General features: G+C 72.3%; 12 protein-coding genes and 1 tRNA gene. 5 read left to right on the plus strand and 8 right to left on the minus strand.

The features are described from left to right. The first annotated feature begins 31 nt into the window (after positions 1-31). Genes ACWDR0_RS01340 through ACWDR0_RS01355 form a run of 4 tightly spaced genes read left to right on the plus strand, consistent with a single transcriptional unit; the run spans position 32 to position 4,378 of the window. Positions 32-964 carry a branched-chain amino acid ABC transporter permease gene (locus ACWDR0_RS01340; protein WP_456349519.1) on the plus strand — a complete coding sequence of 311 codons (933 nt, stop codon included), beginning with the start codon at positions 32-34 and terminating at the stop codon, positions 962-964. A gap of 5 nt (positions 965-969) precedes the next feature. Beyond that, positions 970-2,706 (plus strand): branched-chain amino acid ABC transporter permease, encoded by a 1,737-nt coding sequence (locus tag ACWDR0_RS01345; RefSeq protein WP_456349520.1) that lies wholly within the window; start codon positions 970-972, stop codon positions 2,704-2,706. 5 nt (positions 2,707-2,711) lie between these two features. Further along, positions 2,712-3,665, plus strand: a complete 954-nt coding sequence (locus ACWDR0_RS01350; protein ID WP_456349660.1) for an ABC transporter ATP-binding protein — start codon at positions 2,712-2,714, stop codon at positions 3,663-3,665. Then, positions 3,662-4,378, plus strand: coding sequence for an ABC transporter ATP-binding protein (locus tag ACWDR0_RS01355; RefSeq protein WP_456349521.1), 717 nt, complete (start codon positions 3,662-3,664; stop codon positions 4,376-4,378). The genes ACWDR0_RS01350 and ACWDR0_RS01355 overlap by 4 nt, the downstream gene beginning before the upstream one ends. Before the next feature lie 67 nt (positions 4,379-4,445). On the opposite strand, the gene ACWDR0_RS01360 is transcribed toward ACWDR0_RS01355, so the two are convergent. Further along, on the minus strand, positions 4,446-5,102 hold the full coding sequence (locus ACWDR0_RS01360) for an ANTAR domain-containing response regulator (RefSeq protein WP_456349522.1): 657 nt from the start codon (positions 5,100-5,102) through the stop codon (positions 4,446-4,448). A 100-nt stretch (positions 5,103-5,202) separates the two neighbouring features. On the opposite strand from ACWDR0_RS01360, the gene ACWDR0_RS01365 reads away from it, so the two are divergent. Continuing rightward, positions 5,203-5,275: transfer RNA gene (locus ACWDR0_RS01365), tRNA-Leu, on the plus strand. A gap of 93 nt (positions 5,276-5,368) precedes the next feature. Here the strand turns inward: ACWDR0_RS01365 and pyk are convergent. From pyk to ACWDR0_RS01400, 7 genes are all read right to left on the minus strand, one after another. Then, on the minus strand, positions 5,369-6,799 hold the full coding sequence (gene pyk / locus ACWDR0_RS01370) for a pyruvate kinase (RefSeq protein ID WP_456349523.1): 1,431 nt from the start codon (positions 6,797-6,799) through the stop codon (positions 5,369-5,371). Positions 6,800-7,054: 255 nt separating this feature from the next. Further along, positions 7,055-7,756: an SIMPL domain-containing protein gene (locus ACWDR0_RS01375; RefSeq protein ID WP_456349524.1), complete on the minus strand. Its 702-nt coding sequence runs from the start codon at positions 7,754-7,756 to the stop codon at positions 7,055-7,057. A 211-nt stretch (positions 7,757-7,967) separates the two neighbouring features. After that, complete coding sequence (locus tag ACWDR0_RS01380) at positions 7,968-9,380, minus strand: lysine N(6)-hydroxylase/L-ornithine N(5)-oxygenase family protein (protein WP_456349525.1); 1,413 nt, start codon at positions 9,378-9,380, stop codon at positions 7,968-7,970. Next, positions 9,377-10,705 carry a pyridoxal phosphate-dependent decarboxylase family protein gene (locus tag ACWDR0_RS01385; RefSeq protein ID WP_456349661.1) on the minus strand — a complete coding sequence of 443 codons (1,329 nt, stop codon included), beginning with the start codon at positions 10,703-10,705 and terminating at the stop codon, positions 9,377-9,379. Before ACWDR0_RS01385 ends, ACWDR0_RS01380 begins: the two co-directional genes overlap by 4 nt. Before the next feature lie 384 nt (positions 10,706-11,089). Further along, the gene (gene pepN / locus ACWDR0_RS01390) at positions 11,090-13,672 is read right to left on the minus strand and encodes an aminopeptidase N (protein WP_456349526.1); all 2,583 of its coding nucleotides are present in this window, start codon (positions 13,670-13,672) and stop codon (positions 11,090-11,092) included. A gap of 145 nt (positions 13,673-13,817) precedes the next feature. Then, positions 13,818-14,165, minus strand: a complete 348-nt coding sequence (locus ACWDR0_RS01395) for a chorismate mutase (RefSeq protein ID WP_456349527.1) — start codon at positions 14,163-14,165, stop codon at positions 13,818-13,820. 314 nt (positions 14,166-14,479) lie between these two features. Then, entirely contained in the window at positions 14,480-15,247 is a 768-nt protein-coding gene (locus ACWDR0_RS01400; protein ID WP_456349528.1) for a S1 family peptidase, read from the minus strand. Between the last annotated feature and the right edge of the window lie 180 nt (positions 15,248-15,427).

A 15,427-nucleotide genomic window follows, 5' to 3' on the forward strand; every position in this document is an offset into this window, starting at 1 on the left:
CATATCCGACACGCTCATCGGAGGCTCTGCGGTGAACGAACTGCCGCAACAGCTGGCGAACGGCCTCGCCCTCGGTGCCCTCTACGGCCTCATAGCCATCGGGTACACCATGGTCTACGGCATCGTCCAGCTCATCAACTTCGCCCATGGCGAGATCTTTATGATCGGGGGCTTCGGCGCCCTCACCGCCTATCTGATCCTCCCCGACGGAAGCTCGCTGATCATCGCGATCCCCGTCATGATCATAGGCGGGGCCATCACGGCGGTCGCCGTCGCGACCGCGGCGGAACGGTTCGCCTATCGGCCTCTCCGAGGTGCCCCGAGACTTGCCCCGCTGATCACCGCGATCGGCCTGTCCATCGCCCTCCAGCAGGTCGTCTGGGCCTGGTACCCGGACGCCAAGAAGGCCCGGAGCTTCCCCGAGTTCGCGGGGAAGTCCTTCGAGATCACCGAGAATCTGCACCTCCAGCGGGCAGACCTGTTCGTGCTGGTCCTCGCCCCGCTCTGCATGCTCGCGCTCGGGATGTTCGTCTCCAAGAGCCGCAGCGGCCGGGCGATGCAGGCCACCGCGCAGGACCCGGACACGGCCAAGCTGATGGGCATCAACACCGACCGCATCATCGTGATGGCCTTCGCCATCGGTGCGGGCTTCGCCGCCATCGCGGCGGTCGCCTACGGCCTGGACAAGGGCCAGATCCAGTTCGAGATGGGCTTCATCCTCGGGCTGAAGGCCTTCACCGCCGCCGTGCTCGGCGGTATCGGCAATATCTACGGAGCGATGGTCGGCGGAGTGGTCCTCGGCGTCGCGGAGGCACTGTCCATCGCCTACGTCGCCGAGATCCCCGGGATGGAGCAGCTCGGCGGCGGCGCCTGGGCCAACGTCTGGGCCTTCGTCCTCCTCATCCTTGTGCTCCTCGTGCGGCCCCAGGGCCTGCTCGGTGAGCGCGTCGCGGATCGGGCGTGAGAGAGATGACCACAGAGACCTCCCCCACCACCGACTCCTCCGCGCCCGCGGACGCGGAGTCCCGCACCCGGATGCTGCGCCTGATCACGGCGGGCGGCGGTGTCGCCACCGTCATCAGCACCTTCCTCGCCTGGACCTACACCGACGAGTTCCCCGGCGATCTGACGGTCTACGGCTACCCCGGCGGCCTCCAGATCCTGAGCCTCGTCGCCGGTCTGCTGGTCGTGCTGTTCTCGCTGGCCGGCCTCGGCGTCAAGGGCCTCGGCTGGCTGGTGCCCGCCGGTTCCGCCCGGGCGCTGCGGATGCTCGCCCTCGGCGCCTTCGGCACCACCGCCTACACCGTCGTCGCCATCGCGGCGAAGCTCGGCGGCGTGGTCAATCTGGAGCCCGGCGGCTTTGTTGCCCTGGTGGTCTCCGCCGTATCGCTGGCGGCCTTCGCCCTCCCGGACGACACCCGTCCGGTGAACCGCCCGAAGAGCCTGCCGTCCTGGGCCGAGATCCTGATCATCGTGGCCGTCTTCGCACTCGGCCTGTACGTGATCACCTACGGCATCGACACCGAGTACGCCGAGCTGTTCACCGGCTACCTGCTGGTCGTGGGCTTCGCCATGGCCGGTCTGAACAAGGCCGGTCTGACGGCCAGGCTGTCGGCCCTGACCGCCCGCTACCGCCAGATCACGGTGATCTCGGCGTTCGCGGCCGCGGCGGCGTTCCCGTTCACCCAGAACACCGACACCTACACCCTGATCGCGGTCAACATCCTGATCTTCGCGACGGTGGCCCTCGGTCTGAACATCGTCGTCGGTCTGGCCGGTCTGCTCGACCTCGGCTACGTCGCCTTCCTCGGCGTCGGCGCATACACCGCGGCCCTGGTCTCCGGCTCCACGGCCTCGGCGTTCGACGTCCACTTCCCGTTCTGGGCCGCCGTCATCACCGGCGGTGTGGTCTCGCTGGTCTTCGGTGTCATCATCGGCGCCCCGACCCTCCGGCTGCGCGGCGACTACCTCGCCATCGTGACCCTGGGCTTCGGCGAGATCTTCCGGATCGCGATGCTCAACCTGGACGGCGACTCGGGCCCCGACATCACCAACGGCCCGAACGGTGTCCCGAACATCCCGGACCTGGAGTTCTTCGGGTACAACTTCGGCGAGTCGCACACGATCCTCGGCTTCGAGCTCGGCAGCTACGCCAACTACTACCTGCTGATGCTGCTGGTGACGGTGGTCGTGGTGCTGGTCTTCAAGCGGGCCGAGGACTCCCGGATGGGCCGTGCCTGGGTCGCCATCCGCGAGGACGAGACCGCGGCGACGGCCATGGGCATCAACGGCTTCCGGGTGAAGCTGATCGCCTTCGCCCTGGGCGCCTTCCTCGCCGGTCTGGCCGGTACCGTCCAGGCCCATGTCCAGCACACCGTCGTACCCGAGATGTACCAGTTCGCCGGGCCGGTTCCGCCGAACTCGGCGTTCCTGCTGGCCGCGGTCATCCTCGGCGGTATGGGCACGGTCAGCGGTCCGCTGCTGGGCGCCGCGCTGCTGTACATGATCCCGGCGAAGCTCGACTTCCTCGCCGACTACCAGCTGCTGGGCTTCGGTATCGCGCTGATCCTGCTGATGCGGTTCCGTCCGGAGGGCCTGATCGCCAACCGGCGGGCCCAGCTGGAGTACCACGAGGGCGACGACTCCGACCCATCCGACAACGGCGGCTCCGGCTCCGGCGTCGGCCTCAGCAAGGCGGGGGCGTGACCGTCATGACGACCACCACCACGACCACGGCGACAACCGTGCTCGACGCCGTCGGCGTCACCATGCGCTTCGGCGGTCTGACGGCCGTGCGCTCGGTCGACCTCACGGTCAACTCCGGCGAGATCGTCGGTCTGATCGGCCCCAACGGCGCCGGGAAGACGACCTTCTTCAACTGTCTGACGGGGCTGTACGTCCCCACCGAGGGCAAGGTGACCTACAAGGGCACCGTGCTGCCGCCCAAGCCGCATCTGGTCACCCAGGCGGGAGTGGCCCGGACGTTCCAGAACATCCGGCTCTTCTCCAATATGACGGTCCTGGAGAACGTCCTGGTGGGCCGGCACACCCGGACCAAGGAGGGCCTGTGGTCCGCGCTGCTGCGCGGCCCCGGCTTCAAGCGGGCCGAGGCCGAGTCCCGGGAACGGGCCATGGAGCTGCTGGAGTTCACCGGTCTCGCGGCGAAGGCCGACCATCTCGCCCGCAACCTCCCCTACGGTGAGCAGCGCAAGCTGGAGATCGCCCGCGCGCTGGCGAGCGATCCCGGGCTGCTGCTGCTCGACGAGCCGACCGCGGGCATGAACCCGCAGGAGACCCGGGCGGCCGAGGCCCTGATCTTCGCCATCCGGGACCAGGGGATCGCCGTGCTCGTGATCGAGCACGACATGCGGTTCATCTTCAACCTCTGCGACCGGGTGGCCTGTCTGGTCCAGGGCGAGAAGCTCGTCGAGGGCTCGCCGGAGGTCGTCCAGGGCGACGAGCGGGTGGTCGCCGCCTATCTGGGGACCCCCTTCGAGGGCGCGCCCGGTGCCGACGAGGTCGCCGAGGTGGAGGCGGCCGAAGAAGCCGCGGGGGTCGTGCACACCCCCGAGGACACCGTGCCCGAGGGCGCCGCGCCCGAGGACGCCGTGCCCGGCGGCGACAGCACCACCCGTACCACCGGCCCGGAGAAGGAGACCCCGTGACCGCACTGCTTGAGGTCGAGGACCTCCGGGTGGCCTACGGCAAGATCGAGGCGGTGAAGGGCATCTCCTTCAGCGTCGAGGCCGGCCAGGTGGTCACCCTGATCGGGACCAACGGCGCGGGCAAGACCACGACCCTGCGCACCCTGTCGGGACTGCTGAAGCCGGCCGGGGGGCGGATCGTCTTCGACGGCAAGCCGCTCGACGGCATTCCGGCCCATAAGATCGTGGCCCTGGGGCTGGCCCACTCCCCCGAAGGGCGGCATATCTTCCCCCGGCTGTCGATCGTGGAGAACCTCCAGCTGGGGGCGTTCCTCCGGTCGGACAAGGCGGGGATCGCCCAGGACATCGAGCGGGCCTACGAGCTGTTCCCGATCCTGCGGGAGCGGAGCAAGCAGGCCGCGGGCACCCTGTCCGGCGGTGAGCAGCAGATGCTGGCGATGGGCCGGGCGCTGATGTCGCGGCCGAAGCTGCTGATGCTGGACGAGCCCTCGATGGGCCTGTCGCCGATCATGATGCAGAAGATCATGGCGACCATCACCGAGCTGCGGGAGCAGGGCACCACGATCCTGCTGGTCGAGCAGAACGCCCAGGCGGCGCTCTCGCTGGCCGACCGCGGCCATGTGATGGAGGTCGGCAAGGTCGTGCTGTCGGGCTCGGGCGAGCAGTTGCTCCACGACGAGTCGGTCCGCAAGGCCTATCTCGGCGAGGACTGATCGCCCGCGGCGGTACGAGACGGCGAAGGGCCCGCACCCCACGGGGTGCGGGCCCTTCGGTGTCCGGCTACTGCTGGCCCTTCGCGGCCTTCTTCTCCTCCGAGTCGGCGATGACCGCCTCGGCGACCTGCTGCATGGAGAGCCGCCGGTCCATGGAGGTCTTCTGGATCCAGCGGAAGGCGGCGGGCTCGGTGAGGCCGTACTCGGTCTGGAGGACGCTCTTGGCGCGGTCGACGAGCTTGCGGGTCTCCAGCCGCTGGGAGAGGTCGGCGACCTCCTTCTCCAGCGCCTTCAGTTCGGCGAAACGGGAGACCGCCATCTCGATGGCGGGGACGACGTCGCTCTTGCTGAACGGCTTGACGAGATAGGCCATCGCCCCGGCGTCGCGGGCCCGTTCGACCAGATCGCGCTGGGAGAAGGCGGTCAGCATCAGCACGGGGGCGATGGACTCCCCGGCGATCTTCTCGGCCGCGGAGATCCCGTCGAGCACGGGCATCTTCACATCGAGGATGACGAGGTCCGGGCGGTGCTCACGGGCCAGGTCGACGGCCTTCTGGCCGTCCCCGGCCTCGCCGACGACCGTGTACCCCTCCTCCTCCAGCATCTCTTTGAGGTCGAGCCGGATGAGGGCCTCGTCCTCCGCGATGACCACCCGGGTGGTCTGCGGCGGGACGTGCGACGTGTCGTCTTCGGGGCCGGGGGTCGGCTGGTCGGGGGCGGTCAACGGGACTCCTCATTCCAAGGCAGGGTGCTCCCCACGAGACTACCCAGCTCCTGTATGGTTGGGGCACAAAGGGTGCTCGCTTCCCTTTGTTTCCAAGGAAGCCCCGGTAGCCCAGCGGTAGAGGCAGTGGTCTCAAACACCATCCAGCGTGGGTTCGAATCCCACCCGGGGTACTTTAACTTTGATTCCAAGGTCACGAGTGGGGCCCCTCTTCGGAGGGGCCCGCGGCGTTTCCGGGGCCGTTCCGGCGGACCCGGGAGCGGCCCTCAGAGACTCTCGGCCTCGCCGATGTGGTGGACCCGGACCAAGTTGGTGGAACCGGACACCCCGGGCGGGGATCCCGCCGTGATCACCACGATGTCGCCGGGCTCGCAGCGGCCGATCTTCAGCAGCTCCTCGTCGACCTGGGCCACCATCGCGTCGGTCGAGTCCACCCGGGGGCCGAGGAAGGTCTCCACACCCCAGGTGAGGTTCAGCTGCGAACGGGTCGCCGGGTCGGGGGTGAAGGCGAGCAGCGGGATCGGCGAGCGGTAGCGGGAGAGCCGCCGGGCCGTGTCTCCGGACTGGGTGAAGGCGACCAGGAACTTCGCCCCGAGGAAGTCGCCCATCTCGGCCGCGGCACGGGCCACCGCGCCGCCCTGGGTACGGGGCTTGTTCCGCTCGGTCAGCGGGGGCAGGCCCTTGGCGAGGACGTCCTCCTCGGCCGCCGCGACGATCCGGCTCATCGTCCGGACGGTCTCCACCGGGTACTTGCCGACGCTGGTCTCGCCGGAGAGCATCACCGCGTCCGTACCGTCGATGACGGCATTGGCCACGTCGGACGCCTCGGCGCGGGTCGGCCGGGAGCTGTCGATCATCGAGTCCAGCATCTGGGTGGCGACGATCACCGGCTTGGCGTTCCGCTTCGCCAGCTTCACGGCCCGCTTCTGGACGATCGGGACCTGCTCCAGGGGCATTTCGACACCGAGGTCGCCACGGGCCACCATGATGCCGTCGAAGGCGGCGACGATCTCCTCGATGTTCTCGACCGCCTGCGGCTTCTCGACCTTGGCGATCACCGGGAGACGGCGGCCCTCCTCGTCCATGATCCGGTGCACGTCCTCGATGTCCCGGCCGCTGCGGACGAAGGAGAGGGCGATGACATCGGCACCGGTGCGCAGCGCCCAGCGCAGGTCGTCGATGTCCTTCTCGGAGAGCGCGGGCACGGAGACGGCGACACCGGGGAGGTTGAGCCCCTTGTTGTCGGAGACCATGCCGCCCTCGACGACGGTGGTGCGGACCCGGGGGCCGTCGACCGAGGTCACCTCCAGGGCGACCTTGCCGTCGTCGACGAGGATGCGCTCGCCGGGGGTGACATCGCCCGCCAGCCCGGCGTAGGTGGTGCCGCAGAGGTGCCGGTCGCCGTGGGTCTCCTCGACGGTGATGGTGAACTCGTCACCGCGCTCCAGCAGTACGGGGCCCTCCTGGAACCGGCCGAGCCGGATCTTCGGTCCCTGGAGGTCGACCAGGATCCCCACACTGCGTCCCGTCTCGTCGGACGCCTTGCGGACGCGGTGGTAACGCTCCTCGTGCTCGGCGTACGAGCCGTGGCTGAGGTTGAGGCGGGCCACATCCATTCCGGCCTCGACCAGGTCCTTGATCCGGTCGTAGGAGTCGGTGGCTGGGCCCAGAGTACAAACGATCTTTGCTCGGCGCATGCGCCCGACCCTACGCCGTACCGATGGGTAGCGACGGTCGTCCGGATGACTACTCAACAATCTTTGCGTTAAAGGGTATTGACACCGGGAGAAGTGTGCGGGGGGCTGCTCCGATGAGCGGAAGGCGAGGGGTACGGCGGGGCTCCGGCCCGGCCCGGCGGGAGCCCCCGCGGCCCGGCGCGGGAGGTCACCGGGCGGGCGGCGGCGCTCCGTGGCAGGCCGCGCGGCAGCCGGGTGGGGGCGCTCCGCGGGAGGTCACAGGGCGGGCGGAGTGATCACGAAGCGGGCGTTCACCCGGGCGTGGACGGTCTGCCGGCGGGGTTCGAGGTCCAGTTCGGGAGCGGCCTCGGCCAGGGCGTAGCCGCCGGCGGCGCGAGCGGAGACCGGTCCGGCCTCGTACGGATGGGCGTGGTCCGCTCCCTCGTCGGCCAGCTCCAGCAGGGCGACCGGACGGGCACCCAGTGCCTCGGCGTACTCCCGGGCCCGCTTGACCGCCTCCAGCACCGCCTGCCGCCGGGCGGCACCGTACGCGGGCGAGTCCGGCCGCAGCGCCCACCACAGTCCGTTGACGGCGGTCAGCTCCAGATCGGCCAGCCGGCCGGTCAGCTCGCCGATGACCGTGAAGTCGGCCACCTCCGCCTCGATATGGACCACACCGTGGTACGTCCGCACCCCTTCGCCCCGGCCGCGCCGGGTGAGTTCGGGGGTGACCGAGAGCATTCCGGTCTCCAGCTTCTCGACCGCTTCGCCGTACGACCGCAGCAGGTCCAGGGCGGCCTGGTTGCGCCGGATCAGATCGTCCAGGGCGGCGCGCCGGTCGGCGCCGCGGGCCCGGACGGCGACCGTGAACCGGGCGATCTCGGGGTCTACTTCCAGCCGGGCCTCGCCGCAGACGGCGATCCGCGGCGCCTCGGGGGTGCCGTACGGCTGGAAGGGCGCGGGGGACACCTCGGTCATGGGGCGGGCTCCTTCGGTACGGCGCGCGGCGCGCGCTCCGGGACGGCGTACCCCAACTCTCCCATCCGGCACCGACGGGCGGGCCCGCGACGGCCCGGGGCCCTGTGCCCGGACAGACGCCCCGGGGCCGGGCCGGAGGCGGCGGGGGCAGGGGGGCGGCTCCGGGCCGGGCCGGGCCGCCCCGGGCTCAGAACCGGGCTCAGAACTGGGCTCAGATCTGGGCGAGCGGGGTGAGCCGCTGCCCCTGGCCCGGGATCCGGGGCGCCTCGCGCCGCTCCAGCCCGAAGCTGGTGAACGCGGTCCGGCGCGGCAGCGGGTAGGGCTCCCGGCCGGTGAGCGCGTTGAGGATGCTCGCGCTGCGCCAGGCGGTGAGGCCGAGGTCGGGGGCGCCGACGCCGTGGGTGTGGGTCTCCGCGTTCTGCACGTACACCGCCCCGGTCACCGACGGGTCCAGGACCAGCCGGAAGTCCTCGTCGATCCGGGGCCGCCCGGCGGTGTCCCGCCGCAGATACGGGTCGAGCCCGGCCAGTACCCGGGCGAGCGGCCGTTCGCGGTAGCCGGTGGCGAGGACCACGGCGTCGGTGGTGAGCCGGGAGCGGGTGCCCTGCTGGACGTGCTCCAGGTGGAGTTCGACGCGGGTGGTGGCGACCCGGCCCGCGGTACGGACCCGGACTCCCGGGGTGAGGACGGCGTCCGGCCAGGTGCCGTGCAGGGAGCGGCGGTACAGCTCGTCGTGGACGGCGGCCAGGGTGCCCGCGTCGATCCCCTTGTGCAGCTGCCACTGGCGGGGCACCAGCCCGTCGCGGACCTCCTGCGGCAGACCGTGGAAGTAGCGGGTGTAGTCGGGGGTGAAGTGCTCCAGGCCGAGCTTGGAGTACTCCATCGGCGAGAACGCCTCGGTCCTGGCGATCCAGTGCAGCCGTTCCCGGCCCTCGGGCCGGGATCTGAGCAGGTCGAGAAAGACCTCCGCACCGGACTGGCCGGCGCCGACGACCGTGATGTGCTCCGCGGCGAGGAGCGTCTCGCGGTGGCTCAGATAGTCGGCGGAGTGGACGACGGGCACGGTCGGCGCCGCCACCAGCGGGCGCAGCGGTTCGGGGACGTACGGTTCGGTGCCGATGCCGACGGCGACGGAACGGGCATGGGTCCGGCCGGCGGCGGTCGCTTCGCCGTCGGCGCCGGTCCGGGTGAAGTCGATCTCGAACAGGTCGTGTTCGGGATTCCAGCGGACGGCGTCGACATGGTGGCCGAAGTGGAGGGTGGGCAGTGCGCCGGCCACCCAGCGGCAGTAGGCGTCGTACTCGGCGCGGTGGACGTGGAACCGTTCGGCGACGTAGAAGGGGAAGAGCCGGTCGCGGGCGCGGAGGAAGCTGAGGAAGCTCCAGGGGCTGGCGGGGTCGGCGAGGGTGACGAGGTCGGCGAGGAACGGCACCTGGAGTGTGGTGCCCTCGATGAGCAGCCCGGAGTGCCAGCCGAAGTGGGGGCGCTGTTCGTAGAAGGCGGTGTCCAGACCGCCGGGGACGCCGTCGGCGAGCGCGGCGAGGGAGAGGTTGGCGGGGCCGATGCCGATGCCCGCCAGGTCGAGGGCGGGGTGCTGCCGGTCGGGGGCGGGCTGAGCGGTCATCGGCGGGTGCTGCCTTCCACGAGGGCGATCAGTTCGGTCAGATCGCGCGGGGTGGTGCGGGGGTTGAGGAGGGTGGCCTTGAGCCAGAGGCGGCCCTCGGCGCGGGTCCGGCCCAGGACGGCGGTGCCCTCGGCGAGCAGGGTCCGGCGGATCCCGGCGACCTCGTCGTCGCTCGCGCCGGCGGGCCGGAAGACGACGGTGGTGAGGGCGGGGTCGGCCAGGAGTTCCAGGCCGGGCCGGGCGGCGATCAGCCGGGCGAACTCCGCGGCGAGCGCGACGGTACGGTCCACGAGCGCGCCGAGCCCGGTGCGGCCGAGGGCCCGGAGGGTGACCGCGATCTTGAGGATGTCGGGGCGCCGGGTGGTGCGCAGGGAGCGGCCGAGGAGGTCGGGCAGTCCGGCCTCGGTGTCGTCCTCGGGGTTGAGGTAGTCGGCGGTCACCGCGAGGGGGGCGAGGCGGTCCCGGTCGCGTACGGCGAACAGGCCCGCGGCGACGGGCTGCCAGCCCAGTTTGTGGAGGTCGAGCGCGACCGAGTCGGAGCGGTCGAGCCCGGCGAGCCGGTCGCGGTGGCGGTCGCTGAGGAGCAGCGCGCCCCCGTAGGCGGCGTCGGTGTGGAGCGCGGCGCCGTGCCGGGCGCAGAGGTCGGCGACTGCGGGCAGCGGGTCGATCGCGCCGGTGCCGGTGGTGCCGGCGGTGGCGACGACGAGCCGGGGGCCGGGGATCGTGCTGAGGGCGGCGTCCAGTTCGGCCGGGTCGAGCAGTCCGCCGGGGCCCGGTACGGGGAGCGGCTCGGGCAGTCCGGTGAGCCAGGCGGCCCGGCGTACGGAGTGGTGGGCGGCGGTCCCGCAGAGCACGCGTACGGCGCCGTGCCGCTCCCGGGCCAGCAGCAGGCCCAGCTGGTTGGACTCGGTGCCGCCGGTGGTGACCACGGCGTCCGGGTGCGCGGCGCCGGGGAAGACCAGGGCGGCGAGGGCGGCGGTGACGGCGGCCTCCAGTTCGGAGGCGGCGGGTGCCTGGTCCCAGGAGTCCAGGGAGGGGTTGAGGACGGCGGTCGCGAGATCGGCGGCGACGGCGAGCGCGAGGGGGGCGGTGTGGAGATGGGCGGCGCAGAGCGGGTGCCCGGGGTCGGCGGAGCCGTGGGCGACCGCGCGGACGAGGGTGGTGAGCGCCTCGTGGGCGCCGGTGCCGTGCTCGGGGAGGGGGTCCCCGAGGGCGTGCCGCAGTACGGCGCCGACCCGTTCGGGGCCGCCCGGGGGGAAGGGTCCGCCCCGGCTCGCGGCCCCGGCGCCGAGGGCGTTGAGCACGGTGTCGACGAGCGGCCGCAGCCCGTCCGGCCCGGGCGGGGCGGTGGTGCCGGGGCCGGGTGACCGCGGGCCGCTCCGCTCCCCCGGCTCGTACGGCGCTCCCGCCCGGGCCGGCTCCCCGGGCGCGGGCGCGCTCTCCGGCTCGTACGCCACGTACGGCTCGTACGGCTCGTACGGCTCGTACGGCTCGGACACGGCGCGGCTCCTCGGGTCGTCGGCGCCCCGGGGGACGGGGACACCGACGTGCTCAACGACCGGGAAGCCGACTGGTTGCCGGGGCGCACCCCGCGCCGCGCCGCACACGACACGCGCCCCGGCGGCGTCCGGGCGCGTGGGGCGTCGGGCTCTCCACGGGGCTCGCCCCGGGGGCGCCGGGCCGGGCGCCCCGCGGGGCCGCGGCGGGTGTCAGACCGCGGCGCCCTCCGTCGCGGCGCGGACCGTCAGGGCGCGGCGCAGGTCGTCGAGCTGGTCGGCGAGGCCGCGGCGGAGCGCGGGGGTCACCGAAGGACCGGCGAGCGCGGTCTCGCCGAGGGCGAGGGTCTCCTCGGACACCGCGTGTGCCGGGAAGGCGTGGCGGCTCGCGGCGGCGGCCAGGGCGGGGCCGCGGCGGGCCGCGAGCCCGACGGCGTCCTCGAAGAACCGGGGCACGTACTCCCGTACCAGCTCGTCCTGCTCCGGGTGCCAGAAGCCCTGGGCGACCGCGGTGAAGAGGTAGTTCGAGAGGGTGTCCGAGCCGAAGAGCAGCTCCCAGGCGGCGGCCTTGGCCTCGGCGGCCGGCAGTGCGGCGCGGCAGCGGGCGGCGCCTTCCCGGCCGGTGGCGCTGGGGTCGGCGGCCAGCTCCGCTTCGATCGCCGGCTCGTCGACGGCGCCCAGTACCGAGAGCCGGTGCAGGATCCGCCACCGCAGCTCGGGGTCGAGTTCGGGGCCGCCGGTGACGGAGCCGTCGCTCAGCCACTCCCGGATGGTCTCGGGCTGGGAGGTGGCGTCGATCATCTGCCGGACGGCGATCAGCCGGAGTCCGCTGTCGCTGCCGTCCTCGGTGCGGCGCAGGACGTCACGGCAGACCGCGCGGATCGTGGCGAGCGCGGCGCCGCGCTCCCCCGCGGGCAGCAGTCTGTCGGCGATCTCGCCCCGGCAGAAGGCGAGCACGCTCTGGACCACCGCGAGATCGGTCTCCCGGGGGAGATGGGCGCGGGCGGTCTCCAGATAGGCGGCGGGGGCCAGTTCGCCGTCGCGGACCATGTCGCGGGCCGCGTTCCAGACGACGGCGCGGGTCAGCGGATCGGGCAGACAGGAGAGCGCGGTCCGTACGGTCTCCCAGGAGACGGCGTCGAAGCGGATCTTGGCGTAGGTGGTGTCGTTCTCGTTGAGGACGACGAGGGAGGGCCGGCGGCCCGTGCGGGGCTCGTCCGGGGTGCCGCCCTCGGGCACGTCGACGTCGAAGCGGTCGCGGGGGACGAGCCGCGTCGCGTCGACCGGGTCGGTGTCGTACGCGGCGACCGCGACCCGGTGCGGACGGCTGCCGTCGCGGGCGATGTCCAGCGTCCAGCTGCCGCCCGCGTCGGTGACGGCGGGCCGCAGGGTGTCGACGCCGCTGGTGCGGAGCCAGGACTCGGCCCAGGCGTGGACATCGCGTTCGGTGGCCCGGGAGAGGGAGTCGATGAAATCGGCGAGGGTGGCGTTGCCGAAGCGGTGGCGGGCGAAGTGGAGGTTGATCCCGGCGAGGAAGTCCTTCTCGCCCATCCAGGCCACGAGCTGGCGCAGCGCGGAGGCGCCCTTGGCGTAGGAGATGCCGTCGAAGTTGAGCAGCGCGGAGGCGGTGTCGGGGACGGCCTCGGCGTCGGGGGCGACGGGGTGGGTGGTGGGCCGCTGGTCGGCCTCGTACCCCCAGCGCTTGCGGTTGGCCGCGAAGTCGGTCCAGGTGTCGGTGAAGCGGGTGGCTTCGGTGAGGGTCTGGTAGCCCATGTACTCGGCGAAGGACTCGTTGAGCCAGATGTCGTCCCACCAGGTCAGCGTCACCAGATCGCCGAACCACATATGCGCCATCTCGTGCGCGACGACCATGGCCCGGGTCTGCCGCTCGGTGTCGGTGACCGCGGAGCGGAAGACGAACTCGTCGCGGAAGGTGACCAGGCCGGGGTTCTCCATGGCGCCCGCGTTGAACTCGGGGACGAAGGCCTGGTCGTACGAGTCGAAGGGGTACGGCTCCTCGAACTTCTCGTGGTACCGGTCATAGCACTGGCGGGTGATCTCGAAGAGCTCGTCGGCGTCGGTGTCGAGGTGCTCGGCGAGGGAGCGGCGGCAGTGCAGTCCGAAGGGCAGCCCGGCGTGCTCGGTGCGGACCGAGTGCCAGGGGCCGGCGGCGACGGCGACGAGATAGGTGGCGATCGGCGGGGTGGGGGCGCAGGTCCAGACGCCGTCGCCGGTGTGGGTGGCGATGCCGTTGCCGAGGACGGTCCAGCGTTCGGGGGCGGTGACGGCCACCTCGAAGACGGCCTTGAGGTCGGGCTGGTCGAAGGCCGCGAAGACGCGCTGTACGTCGTCCAGGAAGAGCTGGGTGTAGACGTACGTCTCGCCGTCGCTGGGGTCGGTGAAGCGGTGCATGCCCTCGCCGGTGCGGGAGTAGCGCATCTCGGCCTCGACGACCAGCTCGTGCTCCCCGGCGGCGAGGCCGGGCAGCGGATAGCGGTTGTCGTCGAGCGCGGCGGGGTCGAGGGGCTCCCCGTCGAGGGTGATGGAGCGCAGGACGGCCGGTTTCAGCTCGACGAAGGTGTCCCCGGCGGTCCGGGCGGTGAACCGTATGACGGTCCGCGACCCGAACAGCTCGTCCCGCTCCGTGCCTCCGCCGCCGCCCGTGCCCGGCTCCTGCCCCGTACCGGATACCCCGGATACGTCGGCACGTGCGGTCAGGTCGAGACCGATCGTGTACCGGTGGACGTCGAGGAGGCGGGCTCGGTTCTGTGCTTCGTCACGCGTCAGTACGGGCATGGAGGCCATGCTGCCTGATGGGGGGCGGTTCGCACACGGGGTGGGGGTTGCGCTCTGAGCGCACGGCACCGGGTGCCATGCCTCCGGCGGGGCGGGCGGGTTTGCCCGGGTTCCGGTTTGCCCGATTTCGGGTCGCCCGGGCCGGTTACTCGTGGGCCGGCCCGGAGGGTGCGGAACCGCTCTCCGCCGGTTCGCCGGCGAGCTGCTCGTGGTGGCGGATGACCTCGGCGATGATGAAATTCAGCAGCTTCTCGGCGAAGCCCGGGTCCAGCTTGGCCGACTCGGCGAGTTCGCGGAGACGCTCGATCTGACGGGCCTCGCGGGCCGGGTCGGCGGGGGGCAGCTGGTGGCGGGCCTTGAGCAGGCCGACCTGCTGGGTGCACTTGAAGCGCTCGGCCAGCATATGGACGACGGCCGCGTCGATGTTGTCGATGCTTCCCCGCAGGCGGTCCAGTTCGGCCCGGACGTTCTCGTCGATCTCGCTGGTGGTCATGGTCGTCGAGCTTACGCGGGGCCGGGCGGGGGCGGTCCGGGGTGTTCAGGGTCCGGACGGAAGGCGGCGGGGGGTGCGGGCTGCCGGGCGGACACGGGGCGGGGCCGGACCCGGTGGGGCGGGGTGGGGCGCGGGCAGGCGCGCCGGCGCGGGCGGGCCCGGCTCCGGCAGCGGTACGGGCCCGTGTCCCGGGCCCGGCCGAACCGGACCCGGCGCACGAGCGGGGCGGGCGGGCTCCCGGAGGAGCACCGCCCGCCCCGTGGCGCGCCGCGGCCGGCCCGGCGTAGGGGCGCCGGGCCGGTTCCGGACAGCGCCTACAGAGTCGCCGCCGCGGCCTTGATCTGGGCGGCGAAGGTCGACACCTCGGCGTAGACGCCGGGCAGGTTGGGCCGGGCGCAGCCCTCGCCCCAGCTCACGATGCCGACCTGGACCCACTCGTTGGCGGCGTCCCGGCGGAACATGGGACCGCCGGAGTCGCCCTGGCAGGTGTCGACACCGCCCTGGGGCAGCCCGGCGCAGATCTCCTCGGCCGCCACCAGGCCGGGGTACGCCTGCCGGCACGAGGCGTCGGAGACGAACGGGACCTGGGCCTTCAGCAGATAGCGCTGCTGCGCGCCGCCCTCACGGGCCGCGCCCCAGCCGGCGACCTGGAAGGTGCCGTTGTTGTACGCCGCCGTCTCGGCGATCTTCAGCGTGGGCAGGTTGATGGGCTGGGCCAGCTTGATGAGCGCCCAGTCCTTGCCGGTGCCGTTGTAGCCGGGGGCCCGGTAGATCTTGGTGGAGCGGACCTTGACCGCGCTGGGGCTCTGGAGGTCCACGACTCCCGCGGTGGCGGTGATGCTGGTGTTGTTGCCGGTGGGGCCGACGCAGTGCGCGGCGGTCAGCACGATCTGCTGGGTGAGCAGGGAGCCCCCGCAGCCCATGGAGAGCCGGACCATGAAGGGGAACTCGCCCTGGGCGGCCCGGACGCCGCCGACGACGGGCGGGGGCGCGGCGAAGGCGGACGCGGGCGTGAGGCTGAGGGCGGCGAGGGCGACGGCACCGGCCGCGACGACTCTCTTGAGCGTACGGAGGAGCTTCAAGGGACAGCCTTTCGTGGGGGGTTGGCCGGGGAGGGTGCCCTGACGGGACCGGCACCGGGGCGCCAGACGTGTCATGGTCCCGACAAGACCTGACCGGATTATGGACAGCCTTCACCGGGTGCCACAAGGAGCGCTTTTCGGCCAGGCCGCCGGGTACGGCCGGGATCGGTGGCCCGGATG

The sequence above is a fragment of the Streptomyces sp. NPDC003691 genome (assembly GCF_053981115.1).

Coding starts and splice junctions, on each gene's coding strand:
- ACWDR0_RS01345 (WP_456349520.1), top strand. CDS start 970: ATGACCACAGAGACCTCCCCCACCACCGACTCCTCCGCGCCCGCGGAC.
- ACWDR0_RS01350 (WP_456349660.1), top strand. CDS start 2,712: ATGACGACCACCACCACGACCACGGCGACAACCGTGCTCGACGCCGTC.
- pyk (WP_456349523.1), bottom strand. CDS start 6,799: ATGCGCCGAGCAAAGATCGTTTGTACTCTGGGCCCAGCCACCGACTCC.
- ACWDR0_RS01375 (WP_456349524.1), bottom strand. CDS start 7,756: ATGACCGAGGTGTCCCCCGCGCCCTTCCAGCCGTACGGCACCCCCGAG.
- ACWDR0_RS01380 (WP_456349525.1), bottom strand. CDS start 9,380: ATGACCGCTCAGCCCGCCCCCGACCGGCAGCACCCCGCCCTCGACCTG.
- pepN (WP_456349526.1), bottom strand. CDS start 13,672: ATGCCCGTACTGACGCGTGACGAAGCACAGAACCGAGCCCGCCTCCTC.
- ACWDR0_RS01395 (WP_456349527.1), bottom strand. CDS start 14,165: ATGACCACCAGCGAGATCGACGAGAACGTCCGGGCCGAACTGGACCGC.